The sequence below is a fragment of the Segatella copri genome, assembly GCF_019249795.2.
Lineage (GTDB): Bacteria > Bacteroidota > Bacteroidia > Bacteroidales > Bacteroidaceae > Prevotella > Prevotella copri_B.
On the sequence record NZ_CP156891.1, the window covers coordinates 1,928,886 to 1,951,626 of the forward strand.

At 48.1% G+C, this 22,741-nt stretch carries 18 protein-coding genes and 1 pseudogene; 17 read left to right on the top strand and 2 right to left on the bottom strand.

What is annotated here, in order from left to right:
- Positions 1–29 precede the first annotated feature (29 nt).
- Positions 30–383 carry a hypothetical protein gene (locus KUA48_RS08170; RefSeq protein WP_369503208.1) on the bottom strand — a complete coding sequence of 118 codons (354 nt, stop codon included), beginning with the start codon at positions 381–383 and terminating at the stop codon, positions 30–32.
- Between the two features lie 191 nt (positions 384–574).
- Here KUA48_RS08170 and KUA48_RS08175 point away from each other — a divergent pair, with 191 nt between their 5' ends.
- Positions 575–2,194 carry an RluA family pseudouridine synthase gene (locus tag KUA48_RS08175; RefSeq protein ID WP_256624439.1) on the top strand — a complete coding sequence of 540 codons (1,620 nt, stop codon included), beginning with the start codon at positions 575–577 and terminating at the stop codon, positions 2,192–2,194.
- A gap of 68 nt (positions 2,195–2,262) precedes the next feature.
- Here the strand turns inward: KUA48_RS08175 and KUA48_RS08180 are convergent, their stop codons facing one another.
- Complete coding sequence (locus tag KUA48_RS08180; protein WP_218432675.1) at positions 2,263–3,921, bottom strand: putative transporter; 1,659 nt, start codon at positions 3,919–3,921, stop codon at positions 2,263–2,265.
- A 153-nt stretch (positions 3,922–4,074) separates the two neighbouring features.
- Here KUA48_RS08180 and KUA48_RS08185 point away from each other — a divergent pair, with 153 nt between their 5' ends.
- The 16 genes and pseudogenes from KUA48_RS08185 (at position 4,075) to KUA48_RS08260 (ending at position 22,690) form a co-directional block, all read left to right on the top strand.
- Entirely contained in the window at positions 4,075–4,944 is an 870-nt protein-coding gene (locus KUA48_RS08185) for a PfkB family carbohydrate kinase (protein WP_218432672.1), read from the top strand.
- 238 nt (positions 4,945–5,182) lie between these two features.
- Complete coding sequence (locus KUA48_RS08190; protein ID WP_218432671.1) at positions 5,183–6,103, top strand: fimbrillin family protein; 921 nt, start codon at positions 5,183–5,185, stop codon at positions 6,101–6,103.
- Positions 6,104–6,189: 86 nt separating this feature from the next.
- A complete protein-coding gene (locus KUA48_RS08195; RefSeq protein WP_218432669.1) occupies positions 6,190–9,720 on the top strand; it encodes a fimbrillin family protein in 3,531 nt (1,176 codons plus the stop codon).
- Between the two features lie 49 nt (positions 9,721–9,769).
- The gene (locus KUA48_RS08200) at positions 9,770–10,666 is read left to right on the top strand and encodes a fimbrillin family protein (RefSeq protein WP_218432667.1); all 897 of its coding nucleotides are present in this window, start codon (positions 9,770–9,772) and stop codon (positions 10,664–10,666) included.
- A gap of 56 nt (positions 10,667–10,722) precedes the next feature.
- Positions 10,723–11,784: a hypothetical protein gene (locus KUA48_RS08205; RefSeq protein WP_218432665.1), complete on the top strand. Its 1,062-nt coding sequence runs from the start codon at positions 10,723–10,725 to the stop codon at positions 11,782–11,784.
- A 1-nt stretch (position 11,785) separates the two neighbouring features.
- Positions 11,786–12,736, top strand: coding sequence for a hypothetical protein (locus KUA48_RS08210; protein ID WP_218432664.1), 951 nt, complete (start codon positions 11,786–11,788; stop codon positions 12,734–12,736).
- A 3-nt stretch (positions 12,737–12,739) separates the two neighbouring features.
- On the top strand, positions 12,740–14,386 hold the full coding sequence (locus KUA48_RS08215) for a leucine-rich repeat domain-containing protein (protein ID WP_218432662.1): 1,647 nt from the start codon (positions 12,740–12,742) through the stop codon (positions 14,384–14,386).
- Between the two features lie 35 nt (positions 14,387–14,421).
- Positions 14,422–14,991 carry a hypothetical protein gene (locus KUA48_RS08220; protein ID WP_218432660.1) on the top strand — a complete coding sequence of 190 codons (570 nt, stop codon included), beginning with the start codon at positions 14,422–14,424 and terminating at the stop codon, positions 14,989–14,991.
- A 36-nt stretch (positions 14,992–15,027) separates the two neighbouring features.
- Positions 15,028–15,996: a serine/threonine-protein kinase gene (locus KUA48_RS08225; RefSeq protein ID WP_153073681.1), complete on the top strand. Its 969-nt coding sequence runs from the start codon at positions 15,028–15,030 to the stop codon at positions 15,994–15,996.
- A 73-nt stretch (positions 15,997–16,069) separates the two neighbouring features.
- Entirely contained in the window at positions 16,070–18,043 is a 1,974-nt protein-coding gene (locus KUA48_RS08230) for an AAA domain-containing protein (RefSeq protein WP_218432658.1), read from the top strand.
- A gap of 15 nt (positions 18,044–18,058) precedes the next feature.
- Entirely contained in the window at positions 18,059–18,460 is a 402-nt protein-coding gene (locus KUA48_RS08235; protein ID WP_153090577.1) for a hypothetical protein, read from the top strand.
- A gap of 78 nt (positions 18,461–18,538) precedes the next feature.
- Positions 18,539–18,724: pseudogene (locus KUA48_RS08240) on the top strand (MATE family efflux transporter); the annotation flags it as partial.
- A 102-nt stretch (positions 18,725–18,826) separates the two neighbouring features.
- On the top strand, positions 18,827–19,378 hold the full coding sequence (locus tag KUA48_RS08245) for an RNA polymerase sigma factor (protein ID WP_218432656.1): 552 nt from the start codon (positions 18,827–18,829) through the stop codon (positions 19,376–19,378).
- 10 nt (positions 19,379–19,388) lie between these two features.
- Positions 19,389–20,066: a DUF4974 domain-containing protein gene (locus tag KUA48_RS08250; protein WP_153089188.1), complete on the top strand. Its 678-nt coding sequence runs from the start codon at positions 19,389–19,391 to the stop codon at positions 20,064–20,066.
- Positions 20,067–20,148: 82 nt separating this feature from the next.
- Positions 20,149–20,763 carry a carboxypeptidase-like regulatory domain-containing protein gene (locus KUA48_RS08255; RefSeq protein ID WP_218432654.1) on the top strand — a complete coding sequence of 205 codons (615 nt, stop codon included), beginning with the start codon at positions 20,149–20,151 and terminating at the stop codon, positions 20,761–20,763.
- Positions 20,666–22,690 (top strand): outer membrane beta-barrel family protein, encoded by a 2,025-nt coding sequence (locus tag KUA48_RS08260; protein ID WP_218432652.1) that lies wholly within the window; start codon positions 20,666–20,668, stop codon positions 22,688–22,690. Before KUA48_RS08255 ends, KUA48_RS08260 begins: the two co-directional genes overlap by 98 nt.
- Positions 22,691–22,741 lie beyond the last annotated feature (51 nt).

The window sequence follows — 22,741 nt, forward strand, 5'->3', positions numbered from 1 at the left end:
CCTGTATCAGGAGCTGAAGCGGTTTGACATTAACCCCCCTTCGGAAGATTAGATACGAAGATATTGAGCACATTAAATACAAAATGAGGCGAGAAACGATTGCGCACATTCTCCATCTTCAGAGCCATCATCCGGTTCATCTCCTCATGATGCTGATGCTTGCTGCGCATCCATTTGTAACGGATGAAAGCGATGAGAGCCAACACGCTCATTAGCAGCAAACCGATGACCAGTAACAGGATAACGCTAAAGGATCTTACCTCTGCCTGCGTGGTGTGAAGGGAGAAGCAAGCGGCAAGCAACAGCATAAGAGCGAATATGCACAGAAGGCACACTCCATTCTTTATCTGCACCAACATTATCTTTCTATATTCACTTGCCATGATAGACTATTTTTAAATGAATTTAAGTTCTCGTTGGCGAAAGTACAACAAAAAATCCAAATAAACAAAAAAATAACTGAAAAACTCATTTTTTATATAAAATATGAACTAAAACGCGTTTAAATGTGTATCTTTGTAGCATGGAAATGCAATTATTTAAAAACATCACCCCCCAAAATATGCCTGAAAGGATGAACAATCCATTCAGCTACGAACCTCATCCGCTCTGCATCGAAGCATGCAGAGAGTTGCAGGATGAACTCTCACAGCGAAACGACTGGCGGGAGGAAATAGACCGTGGAAAGATGTTCGGCGTACTCATCGTAGAAGCCGACAACAGTAAGATTGGCTATCTGAAAGCTTATAGCGGACAGATTGGCGGCAGAAGCGACTGGGAAGGTTTTGTGCCAGCCGTTTTCGATTATCTTCAACCCGACGGATATTTCAAGGTACATGAGGCTGAGATTTCGGAAATGAACCAGCAAATCAGACAGTTTGAAGCCAACGAAAACCTGATAAAGGCGAAAAACCTGATTGATGATTTGCAGCAAAAGCGCCAGGAAGTTATCGCAAACTATCAGACAAAGATAAAAGAAGCAAAGGAAAAGCGAGATGCAAGGCGCCAGGAAGCCCTTTCGGCAGGAACGCCCCTGAGCGAGGAAGAGGAGAAAGCGATGATAAAAGAGAGCCAGTTTATGAAGGCAGAGCTGAAGAGGCTGAAAAAGTCGATAAACGAAAAGACGGCGTACGAAACGCTATACGAAAACTACGAAAAGGATTTGAAAAGTGCGAAACAGCTCCGCAAACAGTTATCTGAAGAACTTCAGCAATGGCTGTTTTCGAAATTCCAGATGCTGAATGCGGAAGGAGAAACCAAGGATCTGCTGGAGATTTTCAAGGACGAGGCGGTTAAGATTCCACCTGCCGGAAGTGGAGAATGCTGCGAGCCGAAACTCCTGCAATACGCTTACCAACATGGCTACAAGCCTCTGCAGATGGCGATGTTCTGGTGGGGAGAGAGTCCGAAAGAAGAAATCAGACATCATCTTCAGTTTTATCCTGCCTGCAACGGAAAATGCAAACCGATACTACATTGGATGCTGCCTAAAACAGTCTTTGAAACCCAACAGACCGAAACTACTATATATAATAAGGTGGAAACGCTCTACGAAGACCATGAACTGGCAGTCATCTATAAGCCCGAAGGTTTACTCTCGGTTCCGGGGAAAGATGCAGCCCAGCCTTCCGTCTACGCTCTGATGCGCAGGAAATATCAGGAAGCTACCGGTCCGCTCATCGTCCATCGTCTGGACATGGCAACAAGCGGACTGATGATTGTTGCCAAGACCGAATTTGCCTATCATCGCCTGCAGAAGGAGTTTCTGAATCATCGGGTTCAGAAGAAATACGTAGCCATCGTTTGCGGAAAAGACAAGGAATCGTGCAACCGGATTCTGAAAGAAGCAGAAAGCGGAAGAGGTTACATCTCGCTCCCCCTGATGGCAGATTTCCTAGACCGTCCACGACAGATGGTAAACCGCGAACAGGGCAAGGAAGCCATTACAGAATACGAGGTTCTAGAGCGTATTGACGATACCCATCTTCGCCTGGCGCTCTATCCTAAAACGGGCAGAACGCACCAGCTGAGAGTGCATTGTGCTCATCAGGAAGGTCTGAATGCCCCTATCATCGGCGATCCGCTCTATGGCAACGAGCCGGCAACAAGACTGCATCTTCATGCAGAGGAAATCACATTTGAGCACCCGATGACGGGAAAGAAGATGACTATAACAAGAAAGGCTGATTTCTAACCGAAACCAGCCTTTCTTCATATCTGCGGATGACAGAATCCGCAGAAACAGATGAAAACATCGTAACATCAGACAAAGAACATCACGATAACCTGAGCTATCACCACTCTGATAAACATGCCGAGCGGATAAACCGTAGCATAACTGATACTTGGCGTATCGCCATCCAGCGTCTCGTTGGCGTAAGTAAGCGCCATCGGATTCGCCATACTTCCACAGAGGATTCCGCAGATACTGCCGAAGTCATACTTCTTGGTCTTCAGGATGATAAGACCTACGACAACCACAGGCACAACCGTGATAAGGAAACCGATGCCTACCCACATCAAACCTTCCGGACGGACTACCGTCTGGAAGAACTGTCCACCAGCTGCCAAACCCAAGCAACCGAGATAGAGGGCAAGACCCAGTTCTCGCAGCATCAGACCCGCACTTCGCGTCATGTAAGAGATGAAATGCACACGAGGACCGAGCGCACCAATCAGAATACCCATCACGATAGGACCGCCAGCAATACCCAGACGTACAGGAGCCGTCATTCCAGGAATATCCAGAGGAATGGTTCCCACAGCAAGACCGAGAATGATTCCGAGGAAGATGGCGCCGAGGTTTGGCTCGTTCAGAGTCTTTACGGCATTACCCAGGAACAGCTCTACATGGTCGATACTCGTAGGGTCGCCAACTACCGTCAGTCGGTCGCCGTACTGCAGACGGAGGTCATCTGTAGCAAGCAGACGGATATCACCACGAAGCACTCGGCTCACATTCACGCCATAGGAATTTCGCATCTGCAGACTGCCCAGGCGCTTACCGTTCAGTCCCGGACGGGTTACAACGATAATGCGGCTTTCTACCTTCGCATCAATCGCATTCCAGTCTACCTTATCATTATTCCACTCCTTATCCACCTTCTTTCCGAAGAGAATCTGCATCGCCGAAACCTCGTCCTTATTGGTAACCACGAGCACATTATCATTCGTATGAAGAACCGTATCAGCCTGAGGAACTATCACCTGTTCGCCTCTCCACACACGGGAGATGATGAACTTGCGATGCGTCATCATCGTAATCTCTGCGATGGTATTGCCGTTCAGGGCAGGATTCACGATTACGTATTGTCCGATAGACGTATGGTCGTCATCATCATTTTTGCGAATCTCCAGATCTTCCGGTTTCACAAAGAGTTTGCGCAAGAGCATCATCGCCAGGATAACGCCCACAACACCCAACGGATAAGTAACGGCACAGCCCAGAGCCGCACCTTCGCTAGGCAAGCCCAACTGCTGCAACGCCTGCTGGGCAGCACCAAGGGCAGGCGTATTGGTTGTGGCGCCACACAGAATGCCCATCATATCAGGCAGACTGATTGGCAAAATCCAGCACAAGCCGAGCGAGAACAAGGTTCCCACCAGGATGACAGCCAGACTCCAGAGATTGAGCGAAATGCCTTCGTGACGCATCGAACCGAAGAAGTTAGGACCCACATAAAGACCCAGCACATACACAAACATGGTAAGACCGAAGCTTTCTGCAAACTCCAGCATGTTCTGGTCAATAGAGAGACCGAGATGACCCGCTATAATACCCACGAAGAATACGAAGGCTATGCCAAGGGAGATTCCTTTGACATGAATCTTGCCGAGGGCAAGACCCAAAGTACAAATCAAAGACAGGATGACGATGCCTTGCACCGCCGAATGCACGTTGATTAAATTATCAAACCACATAATGTTTCTTTATATCTATTCTAGATAATATTTTAAAATTGCTTTTTCTTGATGCAAAGGTACATTAAAATGCGAACAAAACAAAATAATTCCCATTTTTTTTTGTATTATTCTCGATTTGCAGTACCTTTGCATCCGCAAAATGTAATAAGAATGAAAGATATTTGTTGTATTGGGCACGTAACAAAGGATAAAATCGTGACCCCGAGCAGTACGGTTTACATGGCTGGCGGCACCTCTTTTTATTTTGCCTACGCCATCAACCAATTGCCAAAGGATGTAAGTTTCTCGCTCATTACGGCGATGGATCCTACCGAGAAGGAACCGGTTGAGAAGATGCTCAAGGCTGGAATAGACGTCACCTTGAACCCATCGCGCAATACGGTTTTCTTCGAGAATATTTATGGCGATAATCCTAACGACCGTAAGCAGCGTGTGCTTGCCAAGGCAGATCCTTTCACCATCCAGCAGCTGGAGCATGTAGAGGCCAAGGTCTTCCACCTGGGCAGTCTGCTGAGCGATGATTTCTCGCCAGAAGTGGTTGCCTTTCTTGCCAAGAAGGGAAAAGTTTCCATCGATGTGCAGGGATATCTGCGCGAGGTGAGAGACGAGAAAGTTTACGCCATCGACTGGAAGGACAAGCTAGATGTGCTCAAGAACACCTATTATCTGAAGGTGAATGAGACCGAAATGGAGACCATTACCGGACTGAAGGACCCGAAGGAAGCCGCCAAGCTGATTCATGCCTGGGGCGTAGCCGAGGTTATCATCACCCTGGGTAGCGAGGGTTCGCTGGTTTATGTAGATGATACGTTCTACGACATTCCAGCCTATCCTCCTCATGAAGTAGTAGATGCTACCGGATGCGGCGATACCTATTCGGCAGGCTATCTCTACAAGCGCCTGCAGGGAGCCAATCCGGTAAAAGCCGGCAAGTTTGCGGCAGCCATGTGTACCATCAAGCTGGAGCACAACGGACCATTCAACCGCACCATCGAAGATGTAATGAAAATCATCAGATAACAGACGGGGCAATCCCCACTTTGAAGAGAAAGGCAGTTTCCTACATGCAGGAAACTGCCTTTTTTCTTTGAGTTCACCCTCCTTTTAGCCTCTGAAAATATGTTGTTTAGCAACTTTTTCCATATATGGACCATTATGAACTTGTATAACACCACATTTTTTCATACCTTTGCAGAGTAAATGAAACTGACAGTTCCAGATACACCTAGGAAAAGTAATCATATTAAACAAAGAAATCATGAAACAGAAGAAGCATCTAGCAATCGTAGGGAGCATGCTACTCGCGTTAACCGCATGCTCTGGTGGCAGTTCCGAACTGGACCCGACACCCAAGCCTACCCCTGCAGCAAAAGTACCTATCAACATCAGCACTTCGATACAAAGCCGTGCTACAGATCTGGCTTTCGAAGCGGGCGACCAGATAGGCCTGTTTGTCGTCAACCATCAAGCCGACGGCTCTGCCGCAACACTCCAAACGACAGGTAACTATATAGACAACACGAAATTCACCTATGATGGAACCTGGAAGGCTGCAACTCCAACCTACTGGAAAGACAACAGCACCCCCGCCGATTTCTACATTTATTATCCATATACAAGTTCTATCAGCAACATAGAGGCGATGCCTTGGACTGTAAATACAGACCAGAGTACAACCGAGAACTACAAGGCTAGCGAACTTCTGATAGGCAAGACTACAAATGCAACTCCTACAGAAAGCGCCGTGAAGATAGAAGCCAAGCACGTGTTGAGCCTGATGATTATCAAACTCGTGGCAGGAAACGGATTTACAGAGGCTTCGCTTGCTGCAGCCAAGATTAGCGTAAAAATCAACCGTCTGAAAACACAGGCTACAGCCAATCTTTCTACAGGTGCCGTAACAGCCAAGGGCGATGATACAGACCTCATTCCGCTCAAGGAAGAAGGCAACAGCTACAAGGCGCTCATCATTCCGCAAGCCGTAGGCGAAGGAAATCTCATTACCGTAAATGTTGACGGCAGAGATTTCAATCTTCCTAAGTCATCCAAGTTTTCCGCTTTCGAGGCTGGCAAGAAGCATAAGTTTACCGTTACGCTCAGCAAGACCAGCAACGGCGTGAATGTAAACATCAGCAAGTGGGAAGACGACGGTATCGACTATGGTGGTACAGCCGAATAAAAAAGTACAGACGATTTTCTATCCTAGAAATAATACGAGATGATCTTTCTTCTAGAGAAAAGTCATCTCCCCAAAACGAATTATTTATGAAAAGAGTAAAACATACCTTATTATATCTGCTTGCGGCAGGAGCCATGCTACTGACAGGCTGTAGCGATGACTTCTTCGGCGACAAGACCGAGCAGCACGACAGCAACCGCATCCAACTCTCGGGCGATATCGACCAGCTTGCCGTAACCCGCGTCAACGACAACGGTTTCTGCAACGGCGACGTGATGGGCGTTTATATCGTAGATTACGAGGGAAACAAGCCGGGAACCTTGAAGGTAAACGGCAACCGTGGCGATAATGTGCGCCACACTTTCGATGAGCCTAACTATAAGTGGAACTCCGCTTATGACCTTTTCTGGAAAGACAAGCATACGCATATTGATGTGTATGGCTACTATCCTTTTGCCAATCCTGAGAGCATAGAGGATTATCAGTTTGAGGTTCAGAAAGACCAGAGCAAGGCTACCGAGAATGGCGAAATGGGTGGCTACGAAGCGAGCGATTTTCTCTGGGGCAAGGTGTCGGATGTGGCTCCTACCACCAGCGTAATCCGTTTGCCTATGGCGCATCGCATGTCTAATGCCCGCGTTACCCTGATTCAGGGTTCCGGTTTTGCCGAGGGCGAATGGGCGAATCTGGAGAAGATTGTTCTGACAGCCAACGTAGCCCGCAAGGCAAGCATCAACCTTTCTACTGGCGATATCAAGACTGCAAGTGCTGTAGAGAACACCATGACCATCCCATCTCGTACTAACGACGAGTGGCGCACCATCGTGGTTCCTCAAACCGTGGCTGCCGGCACAACCCTCTTCAGCATCACCATCGGCGGCGTACCTTATAAGTTCACTAAGAACGAGGCTTTTACCTACGTATCCGGTAAGATGATGAACTTCGGTATCAAAGTAGATAAGCAGACCGGAAGCGGCGCTTACAAGCTGACTTTGGTAAGCGAAAGCATTACTCCTTGGGAGAATGATTTGGTAAGCCATGATGCTACAGCGAAGGAGTACGTGGTTATCAACTCAACGAAAGGGCATCTGAAAGAGGCGATTGCTGCGGCTAATAAGGACTATACAAAACTCAAGAATCTTAAGATTACCGGCGAGATAGGACCAACAGACTTTGAATTTATGCGTGACGAAATGAGCAATCTTCAATCTCTGAATATGAAAGAAGCTATTGTTTACGGATCTTTTGGCCTACAACCATGGTTTTCTGGCGAAAAAGCTCATGATGATGTCGAGAGAAAATATGTAATTCATCAACGTGCATTTGATGAAAAGAACACATTAGTCCGTGTCGTTCTTCCAGATAGTCTTACAGGTATTGGTGAAAGAGCCTTCAGAGATTGTGTAAATCTAACTGGTTCTATCATCATACCAGATGGAGTAACTCGCATCGGTCCTAGTGCATTTCTTTGGTGTAATTCCTTAACAGGCTCGCTCTCTCTACCAACAACCTTGGAATATATTGGAGGTGGAGGTGCAGTAGATATTGGAGGTGCGTTTGACGGCTGTCATTTTAATTGTGAGTTAAAGTTGCCAAACAATCTGAAATATATTGGACATAATGTATTTGCATCGAATCCAGGTTATTACGGCAATTTAGTTTTACCTGATAAACTTGAATACATAGGTGATGGGGCTTTTTGTAATGACAATAATCTTACGGGAAGTCTTAAAATACCACAAGGTGTAAAAACCATTAATCAAAACGCATTTGGCGGTACAGGTTTTAATGGTACACTCCAACTTCATGATGGAATAACAAGCATCAATCAAGGTGCTTTTAATAATGTTCCACTAAAAGGAGAGTTGAACCTACCTAAAAACTTAACTTCTGTAGGCGAGAGTACATTTGCTGGATGTGATTTTTCTGGAGAATTAAAATTACCAAAAGGTCTTGTATCTATCGGCAGAAACGCTTTTGCCGGGAACTGGCGCCTGATGGGTACTTTGGAATTTCCTGACGGGCTAGAATCAATTGGTGCTGGAGCTTTTGCTAATTGCCGTAGTATAGAACAACTCATTTTCCCAGAAAGCCTATCTAGTATTGGTTATGAACCAACATGGGGAGAGAATGGTGGTGCTTTTGCCAACGATTTTGGCATTTACAGCATCGTTTGCAGGGGAGAGGTTCCTGCACGTGTTTTGAGTGGTGCTTTCAACGGCGTAGCCAAGGATAACTTCACTCTCGAAGTTCCTGAATCTGCCATTTCCCAGTATCAGGCAGCACCAGGCTGGTGCGACTTCAAGCGAATCGCAGCTCACCACGAGCTCGTTTGCCGTCCATCTGTAGCCTGCGCCTTGAGCACGGAGCATAAGCAGAAACTGGTAATTAACGCCGAGGGCGAATGGGAAGTAGCCAGCAAGCCAGACTGGTGTGAAGTTTCTCCTGCCAGCGGCAACAAGAAGACAGAAGTTACTTTGACCATCAAGGGAATGGCTAAGAATGCTGCTAGCCGTGATGGAAAGGTGGTGTTCCGACTGAAGGACAAAGACTACACCCACGAATGTAGCGTTTCGCAGTATGGTTATGAATATGGCGAGGACGAATGGATTACCCTGCAGAAGGCTACCAAGGGCAATAATGGTGGAATCAACATCGTTCTGCTCGGCGACGGCTTTAACGCAAAGGATATTGCCAGCGGCAAATATCTGAAGGATATCAAGCAGGAAGTGGAGTATTTCTTCGGTATCGAGCCTTACAAGACTTACCGTGATTACTTCAACGTTTATACCGCCATTCCGCTTTCTACGGAATCGGGCGTAGGAACCGTGAACACCATCCGCTACAACCGATTCAGTACCACCTTTACCGGTGGCGTAGGATTGAAAGCAGATTATGATGAAGTATTCGATTATGCTCTGGGCGCTCCAACCGTCAACAAGGGCAATCTGAATCAAACCCTGATCATCATGGTTCCTAATTCTACCGATTACGGCGGCATCTGCCAGATGTGGGAAGATGGTTCGGCTATTGCTTTCTGTCCGCAGAGTACCTACGGTTATCCGCTCGATACCCGCGGCGTCATCCAGCATGAGGCAGGCGGACACGGATTCGGAAAGTTGGGCGATGAGTACATTTATCACAACGCCTTCATCGATTTCTGTGGATGTTCTTGCTGCGGACACGTTCTTGAATTCAACGCAGCCAAATCGCTTGGTTGGTTTGATAACCTGGAACTTACCGGCAAGATGCATAGCGTAGGCTGGAGTCATCTGATTTTCGACGACCGATATAGCGACATCGTAGATATCTACGAGGGAGGCTACATGCACAACCGAGGCGTATTCCGTTCGGAGCCGAACTCCTGCATGAACAACGATATTCCTTACTACAGCACCATCAGCCGTGAGAGTATCGTGAAGCGCATCAAGGCTTATGCCGGAGAAACCTACAGTTTCGAAGACTTCGTTAAGAACGACAAGCGGGATGCGGGAATCGTAGAGAGCCGTGCTTTCGGCGGCAATGGCGACCAACGCACATCCGGAACCTACCAGCATGCTCCAGTCTTCCATAAAGGCAGTCCGCTGAAAATGGCAAAGGTTAGAAAGCATCGCTAAGAGCGAAGGCAAGGTAAATCAGAATATGGACCATTAAAACAAGAAAAAAATGAAGAAACATATAATAAGATACACCAGTTTTGCGTTGGCTATATTAGGAATGGTTTCATGTAGCGAGGAGGTGGAAACAACCTCCCGCTTCAAGGATGCCCAATCTACGCCGATGACTTTTGCCGTAAACTATCCCGGCCAGAGCCGTGCCACGGCAACCAGTTTCGAGTCAAACGACAAGATAGGTCTCTACGTGGCAGAAAGCAAGGCTCCACTCGAAATAGGCGGCAATCTCGTGAACAACGAAGCGCTCACCTACGATGGCAGCAAATGGGAAGCCGCCCGCACCCTCTATTGGGACGAAGGCACCTACAACGCCTACGCTTACTACCCATACATCCAGGGCATAAGCAGCACGACAGACCAGCCTTTCAGCGTAGCTCTCGACCAGAGTACCCCGAAGACGGCAACTGCACCCGGCGGTTACGAGGCAAGCGACCTGCTCTTTGCCACCAGCAAGGACATCCAGGCATCCAACTCCCCTATCAGCCTCAACTTCAAGCACATCATGAGCAAGCTCAAGATACGCCTGATCAAGGGCGAAGACTTTGAGGGAGACATGCCTACCCATGCTCAGGTAACCATCCACAGTACGGTACCTACAGCCACCATCGACCTTCAGGCAGGCGTGGCAACCCGTTATGTGAAAGGAACCCAGCAGAGCATCATCGCCCATCAGGAGAGCGACTACATCTACTCGGCCATCATCGTGCCTCAACGCATCGAAAACCGAAGACCACTCATCGAGGTGGTAATGAAAGGTGTAAGTTATCTCTACGAGAGCAGATTCCAGTTTAAACCCGGAACCGAACATCTTGTCAACTTCATCATTTCTGACAACCCAGACCAGGTGAAGATAGAGATAGGCGGTGAGATTCAGAACTGGGGGAAATAAATAAGAAAGCCTTTCTCCCGAAGGGCTATGAATGATAAGAATACAGAGAATTATAAATGAAGAAAACGGTATTGATATTATCCCTTCTAGCATTCCTTCTCGGAGGATGGGTGGCAGCCTTGTGGCTGCTGCCCTCTGCCGTTTATAAAGGCGACTGTCAGGAAATCCGATACGGAGTGAACGAAGGACTGGAACTTGTAGAACAGGACAACGGCGCGAAAGGCAAGCGATACGTGGTAGAAGATGCAGACGGAAACGAGCTGTTTACCATCCCTTTGCGTGGCTGTCTGCTAGACACCCGTTTCCGCAACGGGCAGCTCCGGTTCCGCGAGCAAAACTCTAAGAGAGAGGGATTTATCGACCGCCAGGGTATGGTAGTATTCACAGAAGACAATAAAAATGCGGTTCCGGAAGCCAACAGGCAGCAGGCGCAGATGCTGATGAACGGAGAGACGGAAGAAGGCACGAAGAGTGCGGCTGATTACCAACCGGAAGAACAGGCAAGCAGGCAAGCGAATGCACCAAAAGCAGGAAAGACCAGCCATCTTTCGCAGGTAAATCTCAAGACGATGGCACAGTCGAATCCTTTCTACAAGGAAGCCTCGAAAATCATGCAGGGCAAACTCACAGAGACCGATGCCAGACGCCGCCATACCATCCTCAACTACTGCGAACATTTCCGCAGAGCCTATACCACCAAGGATCTAGATTTCCTGAAACAGGTATTTAGCGACAAGGCACTCATCATCGTAGGAAACGTGATAAAACCAGTAGCCAACGACAACAAGTGTCAGGCTGAAGCAAAGGTAACCTACGCCATTCACTCGAAGAAAGACTATATTTCAAGACTGGCGAAGGTATTTACAGCCAACCAGAAGATAGACTTGAAATTCTCGGGATTCCGCATCATGCGCCATCCTACGATGGACGGCATTTATGGCGTCACCCTCCGGCAGCAATACAAGAGCGACCGCTACGCAGACGACGGCTATCTCTTTCTGCTCTGGGATTTCCGCAACCCGTCCATGCCACTCATCCACGTGCGCACCTGGCAACCGGCAGGAACCGTACATAGCAGAGACGATGTAATCAGTATACAAGACTTTAATTTAGAATAATATGATGATACTCTTATTCATATTAAGCCTGTGGTCAGCATCCGTTCAGGCACAAGAGTTTTCGGTAGCAGGTTTTCGCCTGTTGCCCAACGACGTGAGTGCCTTTATCACCCCCGTGCGCGACCTCAACGATGAACCTTGCGCCCTGGTGAAGGTAGAAGCACCCTCCGACTTTGCCTTCTCCACCCCGCTAGGAATCGTATCGCGAAAAGATAAAGTGGGCGAAATCTGGCTCTATCTTCCTAAAGGCTCCAAACTGCTCACCATCAAGCATCCGGAATGGGGCGTGCTCCGCGATTACCGGTTCAGCAAACCGCTGGAAAGCAGAATGACCTACGAGCTGAAACTGAAACTGCCCAAGCCTACTCCTATCATCCAGGAGAAGCACGACACCATCGTAGAGGTAAAGACGGTAATAGATACGATTGCCATTCCACAAGTACGTAAGAAGATGCCACTCGCCCTCTACACGCTCGCCACGCTATCCCTTCATGAAGACGGACCGTCCTATGGTCTCTTCTTCGCCCTGATGCGCCGCCACGGCTTCTTCATCCATGCCAGCAGCAACCTCAAGAGCATAGGCAGCACAGAGGGAACCTGCAACAAAGAAGGTTTCACGCCGGGCAGCAGCATCAAACCTTATTATACAGGCAATACACGCCACCAGAACTACACCTTTACCGCTGGAGCCATCCACCACATCACGCATGGCTTCTGTCTCTTCGAAGGCGTAGGCTACGGCAAAGCCGCTACAGCCTGGCAGCAGACCGAGAGCAGCGGAGGCGGATACCTGCTCAACGAAGACCTTACCCACAAAGGCTTCGCAGCCCAGCTAGGTGTGCTCGCCTCGTTCAACAGAGTGAGCATCGCAGCCTCAGCCATCACCATCGCCGGGAAACAATGGCAGGGCAGCATCGGCATAGGTATTAAAATCGGAAAACAAAAGAAGTAAGAAATGAACATAAAAAGCATATTACGCAGCATCAGATTTCTTGCCCTCCTGATAGGAAACATGATGATGGCAGGTTGCAGCAATAGCGATAAGCCTGCCTATCTGGAACCGCACCTGATAACCACAGAGGCGACCCACATCACCCGAACAGAGGCTACCCTCAACGGATCAGCCACCATAGAGGGAGAAACAGAAATGCCGAAACTCCTGTTCAGATACGGCACTTCGGAGAGCATGAACCTCAATACCAGCGAGGTTCATGCCCAGGGAGCTGACGTCTCGCTGGTTCTGACGGGGCTCAAAGCGGGCACTACCTATTATTATATGCTGCAGGGCAACAACGGGCGAACAACCACAACCAGCAACATGATGAGTTTCACCACCCAGCCCAATATAAGTCCGAAACTATCGTCGGCTACGCTCTTGAGTCACGGACCGATGAGCGCATTCGTAAGCTACGAAATAACCGATGATGGTGGCGAGCCGATGACCGAAACCGGATGCTACGTTTATCTGACCGGCAAGCCGGAGAACAAGCAGAAATGCATCGTAGAAAACTTTGACGGAAAGAAGGGAAAAATCAAGTTGCGCATCGGAAATCTGGAGCGGAATGCCCACTATGAATTCCAGCCTTTCGCTCGGAATAGGGTAGGAGAAACCATAGGAACCGCCATCAAATATGATACGAGCGACGCCATTACGCTAAACGAAACAGGTGAACTGATCCAGCTGATGGGCAATCATCTTTACGAATATACCCAGTTGACCATAGCCGGAACCCTGAACGGCGAAGACCTCAGCTGTATGAGAATGATGATGGGGCGCGACAACGATAACGCAGTCACCCCCGGCAAGCTATCGGATATAGACCTTACCGACGTTCACCTCGCAGCAGGCGGAATGGTAGGTCCTTATCATCACGAAGCTGCAGAAAACCAGATTGTGCAAGGCACATTTGCCGGTTGCGAAAAACTCACCCACGTAGTTCTCCCAGCCGATGCAACCACCATAGAGAAAGATGCATTTGCCGATTGTACTTCGCTCCGCAAGATAGAAATTCCTGCCTCAGCAGGCAGCATTCTCCCTTCCAGCGGATGCACGGCGCTCGAAGCCCTTACGGTTTCGCCTGCCAACGCTAACTACAAGAGTCAGGACGGCGTCTTGCTGAATGCAGAAGGCAACAGAATCATCTGGTTTCCGATGGGCAAGAAGGGCAAATACACCCTTCCTTCCGCCTTTACCTCCATTGGCGCCTACGCCTTCAAGGAATGCAGCATCGAGGCGTTTTATCTGTCAGACAACGTTGAAACATTAGGACAAGGCGCCTTCATGGACAGTCAGATAAAGGAAATACATCTTGGGGCAGGCATCAAGCTGATTCCTACAGGCGTTTTCCAAGGCTGCCGGAAACTCACGAAAGTGTATCTGGGAGCCAACACAGAACAAATCAGCAACTACGCCTTCGACGGAAGTCCGCTTACCGACCTTTATGTTTCAGCTTCCATGATTCCTTACTGCGAAGAAAACGCCTTCGCCAACAAGGTAGAAGACTTCTTCGCCACCTGCGTGCTCCACGTGCCTGCAGGCATGAAAAAGAGCTATCAGAACCATAAAATATGGGGTAAATTCACCCATATAGTAGAAGAATAAAAATGTTGAATAATCATATAATTAAAAGATAAATTATGACAACACCCGAAATAGAAGAGCTCAAATCACTCGTAGAACAGAAATACGGCAAGATTCTTGCCACGACAACCGACTTCGAAGAGTTTTCACTCTATCTGGAGAAGAAAGCAAGTGGAACTATTTCGCCATCAACCCTCAAACGACTCTATGGTTATGTGAGCGACAATCACAAGCCACGCATGGTAACCCTCGATGTGCTTTCCCAATATATCGGTCATCGGAACTACATGGAATTTACCCATTGGCTCAAGACAAGCACCAAGTACAACAGTTCCTTCTTCAAGGCAAACCAGCTGGTTAGTAGCGATTTGCAAGAAGGTTCTCTTGTTTCTATCGGTTGGAGTCCCAACCGTCTGCTGCAGCTCCGCTATCTGGGCGACAGTACCTATGAAATAGAGAAATCAGAGAACAGCAAGCTGCAGCCTGGCGACCGCTTCGTAACAGGCTGTTTCATCAAGGAACAGCCCCTCTTCCTGCCCTACATCGAGCGTGACGGCGAGCGTACAGCCTCGTTCGTAGCCGGCAGAAACGGTGGACTTACCGTCATCAGCATCAACGAGAAATAAAATAACAGTAATCAAGAAAAAGAGGAATCCGTGAGCATGGAAGAAACTGAAGAAAAGAAGAAGAAAACGACATCGGGATTTACCGAGGATATCAGCAAGGAGATGAGCAATTCAAACCCCTTGCCTGTGGAGGATGCATTCAGCAATCTCCACCAATGCTACGTGTCTATTTCGGGCCATACACGCATCTTTACAGCCACCAAATACGGCAAGCGTTTCATGTTGAAATGTCTCAAGAACGATTTTCTCTACACCCCTATTTACCGCCAGGCACTCGCCAAGGAGTTTGAAATAGGCCAGCAGCTGGAACATCCCAATATCTGCCGTACCATCGACCTGGAAAAGGTTGACAACCTGGGCACGGTAGTGGTGATGGAATATATTGACGGCGATAATCTGGAGCAGCTCATCAAGAAGAATGCCCTCTCGGCAGAACTCGCCCGCAAGATAGCAGGACAGCTGATGGATGCGCTGGAATACATGCACAACAAACAGATGATTCATCGCGATCTGAAGCCTTCCAACATCATGATTACACATAACGGGCAGAACGTGAAACTCATAGATTTCGGTCTCTCGGATAGCGATTCTTTCTGCGTATTGAAATCGCCAGCCGGAACTTCGGGCTATATTGCTCCCGAACAGATGCTACCAGCTGCCAAGGCTGAACCGCGTGCCGATATTTATTCTCTGGGCATGGTTCTGGGCGACATGGCCAAGGCTACGGGCGATAAGGCGCTCAGCAAGATGGCAGAAATCTGTAGTTGCCGCGACCCGCAAAGCCGTCCGCAAAACATCGCCCAACTGCGCCAACGCCTGTCCTGTACGCCCCGTTACCGCCACGCCTTGCTCCTGCTCTGTGCCCTCATCATCGCCCTACTGGCAGCCCTGGCTGGGAGCTATTATCATCTGGAGAAGAGTGCCCAAGAACCTGCATCTTCGGCAAGCGACAGCATTCAGCCCAACGACAATAAGGTAATCGACTATCAGCTTTGGGATAAATAAAGCAGGAACTTTAAACATATTTATCTCTTTTTCTTTCCATATTCGGCAGAAATACGCTACTTTTGCACCCTATATGGAACAGATTTCACCAATTCAGGCATTATTGCAGCAACGCACCCTGCTCCAGCTGGAGTATTATACCGAGAAAGAAGCCTTCCGCAAGCTTACCGAACAGATGGGCATGCAGCGGAAGGTGAAACGAGGTGATGCCTGGTTCCCGCTACAGGTGGGAAAGAGCTTTTATAATTCGCTGAACCAGACAGCCATAGAGGTTTTCCGAACCTCTGACCAGGATATCGAGCACAATTTTGAGTTCGGTCGCCCCGTCATGTTCTTTAGAAGTGAAGGAAGTGAAGAACTTAAATATTTCTCCTTTACCGGAACCGTGAGTTATGTAGATGGCGACAGAATGGTGGTTACCGTACCCGATTCTGCCCCTCTGCTCGAACTTCAGCAGTCAACCGATCCTATCGGCGTACAGCTATCCTTTGACGAAACCAGCTACAAACTGATGTTCGAGGCCTTGGACCGCGTGATGAAGGCGAAGAACAACCGTCTGGCTTATCTCCGCGATTTATTCTATTCCCATCAGAAGGCAGGAAGATTCTCCTTCGAACCGATGAAGTTCCCTTGGCTCAATCCTACCCAGGAAAGGGCTGTGAACGAGGTGCTTTGGGCGAAGGATGTGGCCATCGTTCACGGACCTCCGGGAACCGGAAAGACTACAACCCTGGTGGAAGCCATCAACGAAACCCTGATGCGTGAGAGCCAGGTTCTGGTGTGTGCACAGAGCAACATGGCGGTAGACTGGATATCAGAAAAACTGGTGGATAGAGGCATCAACGTGCTCCGTATCGGAAACCCGACCCGCGTGAACGACAAGATGCTGGGCTTCACCTACGAGCGTCGCTTTGAGAGCCATCCTGATTACCCTCAGCTTTGGGCAATCCGCAAGGCAATCAGGGAATTAAGAAAGAACAGAAAGAAGGGTAGCGAAAACTATCATCAGAAGATGGATAGGCTGAAGAGCCGTGCTGCCGAGATAGAACTCCGCATCAACGCAGAACTCTTTGGCGAGGCGCGTGTCATCGCCTGTACCCTCGTAGGCTCAGCCCATCATCTGCTGGAAGGCATGAAGTTCGGTACCCTCTTTATCGACGAGGCTGCCCAGGCTTTGGAAGCTGCCTGCTGGATTCCGATGAAGAGAGCCAGCCGGGTGATTCTGGCAGGCGACCATTGTCAGCTGCCGCCTACCGTAAAGAGTATTGCGGCATTAAGAGCCGGACTGGGCAAGACCCTGATGGAGCGCATCGCCGAAAACAAGCCTGAGGTGGTAACCCTGCTGAAAATCCAATACCGCATGAACGACGAAATCATGCGATTCTCCAGCGACTGGTTCTACGGGGGCAAGGTGGAGAGTGCGCCTCAGATCAAATACCGCAGCGTATTGGATTATGACCATCCGATAACGTGGATTGACACTTCGAACGAGGAGAATCAGATAACGATAGAAGGAGAAGATGCTCCTGAGGATTCTGCTTCCACAGCATCTTCTGTATCTGCAGCCAATCAGAATTCTGATTTGAACTTCAAGGAGCAGTTTGTGGGCGAGAGTTTCGGGCGCATCAACAAGGCAGAAGCCGAACTTACCCTGCTCACTCTGGCGGAATACTTCACCAAGATAGGCAAGCAGCGCGTTTTGGAGGAAAGAATCGATGTAGGCATCATTTCGCCTTACCGTGCCCAGGTACAATATCTCAAGAAGCTCATCAAGAAGTATGAGTTCTTCAAGCCTTACCGCCGCCTGATAAGCGTGAATACGGTAGATGGTTTCCAGGGACAGGAAAGAGACGTAATTCTCATCTCCCTGGTGCGTTCCAACGATGAAGGTCAGATAGGATTCCTGAAAGACCTCCGCCGCATGAACGTGGCGATGACGAGAGCCCGAATGAAGCTCATCATCCTGGGCAACAAGGACACGATGACGAAACATCCTTTCTACAAGAAACTGTGGGAGTATGTGGAAGCTATCAACAACAACGAATAAAATAAAGACTATTTTATGCTACAACGAGACTACATACAGCGGTTGATTCGCGAGTTTATGGCGGCACTCGAAAGAATGCTCGAAAAGAAAGAGGTGGAGGTGAGACGTGAGAAGATTAAGGAGCTCTACAATCAATACGTAGGCCCTTACGCCTTCTACAGCATCGCCACCATCGAGGACGTGATGAAGGCGATGGCAGGAATCGACGACGAGGAGAAGCGACTCTCCAAGATGGATATGCTTGCCGAACTCTACTATCACGAGGCGGATACCGTGGGACAGCCCGCAAGAGATGAACTCCTGAACAAGGCGTTCATGCTCTTCGATTATGTGGAAGCCCACGGAGATACGTTTTCCATTGAGCGCCGCAATAAAATGGCACAAATCAAACAGAAGATTGGAGATGCGCTCAAATAAAGAGTGCATCCACCTTTTTATATTTTTAGGATAACAAAAACTAATCATAAAGTTCAATGGTCAAAACTCAAAGTTCAAATTTCGATGCTGAGTGGCGTAATGGAAATGATTGCGAGATGCGGTGTGAGTCTCTGGCTGGTACCAGTCCTGGCGTGGACGGGTGTCTGCTTCGGCGACCCTGTAGCGTGGGTCATGGCAGATTTCTTCCTCATTCCCGCCTTCCTTTGGCTTTACAAGCATCTGAAGAAGGAGCAAGTCCGATAGGGTAATTTTGACATTTTAAAAATTTGCATTAAAAAAATTCTGCTAAGGGTTAGGAAAATGAAAATTCGATTGTAATATAGGCAAAAGAAAAGAAATAAAGTAATGCAAATAAACAAAGAAACGATAGAACAGCTCTTCCGGCAGCATTATCTGAGGATGTACCAATTGGCCAGGGTACTTCTGAAGGATGATGCAGCCAGCAAGGATGTGGTGAGCGAAGTCTTTGCCGATGTGCTCGACGGAAAGACCCAACTGGGTCTTGATAACGAGACAATAGCCAGCAATTCGCCCCTGCCTTCCGCCAACGCCGGGAGCTATCTTCTGGTGTGTGTGCGCCATAAATGCCTCAACCTGTTGAGCCGAAAGAAGATGAAAGACCGTGTTCATCATCTCCTGAAAGCCGATACTTCGCCTTCGATAGTTCCCCAGGAATCGATGATTGCCGAAATAGACAGGGAAACCGACAAATACGAAGCAATTCTGGCTTATATGAATGCTGAGCTCACGCCACAAACCCGCAAGGTACTCGATCTCCGTTTTCGGCAGAAACTGAAATATCGGGAGATTGCTACGGAATTGGGCATCAGCGAAGTGGCAGTTTATAAGCATCTGGCGCAAGGCATCAGAAAATTAAAGCAAAAGTTTAACCCTTAGCAGATTTATTATGGACAAGTTTGAAAAAATACTGGATATCATCGACCATCAGGAGAAGTATTCTGATGAGGAGATTCGTGAAATATTGCAGGATGAAGAATGCCGAAAACTCTATCAGACGATGATGGAAGTGGATTCTGCACTTGAAAACCCCTCTCCTATTATTAATGTAGATGAGGAATGGGAGAAATTCAGCCAGGAGCATCAACTTCAGGAAGAAGCAACCCAGAATGCTGCTCAGGAAGCAGCATCCCATCCTATTACTTCCTGGCGCAAACTGGCAGCATCCATCGCCGGCTTTGTCTTGATTTCGGGTATTGCCTTTGCCGCAATCCATACTTACATCAAGCGCAGCCAGGAACCAACCCAGGTAACCGCAGATACTCATCCGGAAGTCATAAATTCAGATTCCGCAAAGCAGGTAGCAGCAAAGGATTCCCTGACTCATCCGAAACCAGAAAAGCCAGCCATTCACAAGACTTTCGAGAATGTGGCTTTCGAGCAGATGATTTCAGAGATTGCTTCTTATTATGATTTACAAGTGAAGTTTGAGAATAACGAGGACAAGACCCTCCGCCTCTATTACGAATGGAACAGTCATTCGAGCATCGAGAACATCGTAAAAGAACTGAACCAATTCGAGAATGTAAACATCGAATTGCAACAAAACGAGCTGATTGTAAAATAACAAGCTTATCAAAAGTAAGCATAATATTATCGACTCTCAAAGTAATCATAAAGCTCAAAGTTCAAAGTTAAAAAGTATCATTATGAGAAGATTTTCAGCCATCATATTCCTGCTATGCACGTTCGCCCTGGCGATAAGCGCACAGCACATCCAGCGCAACTATCACAACCGCAGCATGTCGGACGTCCTCATCGACCTCGACAAGGCTTCCAAGCGCTATAAAATCAGTTTCATCTACAACGAACTGGAGGATTTCACAGTTACCCAGAACGTGAAGACAGCCAATATTCCCGATGCTATCCGCAAGATAATCGGTTTCTATCCGATGCAGATGACCGTGGGCGACAGCCTCATCACGGTAGAATGCATACGCAAGAGCGAGCGCAAGCTGATAGGCAGACTGATAGACAATCACAATCTTCCTGTAGAATTCGCCAATATTCAACTGCTCAACCCGAAGGATTCCTCCTTTCTCTGTGGAGGCGTGAGCAACGCCAATGGCGATTTCGTTATCCCCTGCCAGCAGAAGCAGGCCCTCATGAAGGTTTCTTTCGTGGGCTACAAGACGATTTGCAAGCTGGTACGCCCACATCGGAAATGTGAAGATGCAGGCGAATGCCTATCAACTGGGCAAGGTGGAAGTAAAGGGCAAGCTGCGTATCGACCACGGCGACCATGCCTCTTATACATTCTCTGACGAACAGATCAGGAACTCACGCCATTCACAGGATCTTCTGGGAACACTCCCGGGAATCTATACCGATCCGATGACCGGCAAGACATCCAGTATAACCGGCAAATCCATCAAGATTCTCATCAACAACGTGCCGATGACGAGTGAGAACGACCTGAAAGCTATTGCCGCCAACAAAATAAAGAAGGTGGAATACTACGAAGATCCTCCTATCAGATACGGCGATGTGGGCATCTTGATGAACATCATTACCAAGCCGCTTGATACGGGTTATACTACCGGTTTTGACGTGTCTAGTGCCTTGACTACAGGGTTTAGCAATGACAATGTGTATTTCAAGTACAACAAGGGCAATCATCAGTTTTCCTTCGATTACAGCATCAACGTGAGAAACTATCGTGACTGGATAGAAGACAACCAGTATTCCTTTACGCTTGACGACCAACAGGCTGTCTATGATTACCATCTGCACAAACGTTTTGGCTATACCGACAACAAGTTCAACCTGAAGTATGCTTACAGCAAGCCAGATGACGTAACCTTCCAGGTCACCTTTTCACCAGAATTGTCACATAAGTTCAACCGGGGAAATAGCGAGGTTGCAACGCAAGGAAACGAGGCTTGGAAGGATGGTTTCGGAAACACGAAGGATATTGTAGATTACGTGAAACCAGCAGTAGATCTCTATCTCAGCAAGCAGTTTGCCCATAAGCAGACACTCGATGTGGACTTGCTCGGCTCTTACTTCAACACCAGGCAGCAGATGCTCAACCGGCAATGGACTTCCGACAAGGATAGCATCTTGACCGATGACAACATGCACTCCAGGAGCCACATCTACTCCCTGATAGGAGAAGCTGATTATACCAAAGAATGGGAGCAGGGAGAGCTGTCGGCAGGAGTGTACACCTGGAACAAGTGGAGCGACTATAATGTGCGCAATATCCTTTCCGGCTATGAGCCTTCAAAGTATTCTTCATGCATCAAGATCAATACGGTTTATGCCCAATACCAGAACCATATCGGCAAGTTTACCTATCGTATAGGCGTAAAGAGCACGTGGAGAACCCAGAGCTATCAGGATCTCACCTATAACAACAACTATATTCTTCCGTTGCTGTATTTATCTTATAAGCTGAAGAACGGTTCGTTGCAGCTGCTATCGTCCAGCGGCACCAATTACCCCGCCATCTCAACATTGAGCGAGAACATGACGATTGTCATCCCCGGACTGATGAAGCAGGGCAACCCGAATGTAAAGGCTACGATGGAATGGGGACCGATATTCAGATACACCTATAATGATGCGATGCTCTACCTGCAAGTAGCACTTTATGGAATCTATAATGACAAGGTAATTACACCTTATTATTATTGGACCACGGTGAACGACAGGCGCAGCATAGTTTCTACCTATGAAAACGGCAGTTTCTATTGGCGTTATGGCACAGGCTATTATCTTCAGTTCAAGCCGTTCAAGAACGAGGTTTTGAAACTGATGGTGGGTGGAGGTTTTGAACGGGAGGTAATCAGCAATTCCTATGGTCGCCATTGCTACTGGTGGAGTCCTTTCAAATATGGCATCTATTTCCGGAAGGGAAACTGGGGAGCTTCTTACCAGGGAAATATTCCTTCGAAGATGGCAGTCCTGGACTATCGCAAGGCAGATGAGTCCAAGAGTGAATTCTCTGCTTTTTACCAGAAGGGAGCCTGGCGTTTCTCGTTCTATGGCTTGTGGATGTTTGCACCAGCCAAGTACGAGAGCCAGACGTTCGACAATCCGATTATGAACCAGACGGAACAGCACATCATCAAGGATAATCGCCGCATGCTGACGCTGGGTGTCAGCTACAACTTCTTCTCCGGAAAGAAGAAGAACATCCGGAAGAACATCAACAACTATGATTCAGATGCAGGCGCATTCAAGTAAAAGCCGTCTTCGCTTTTCCCGAAATCACAAATAAGCAAAAGGCTGGACTTC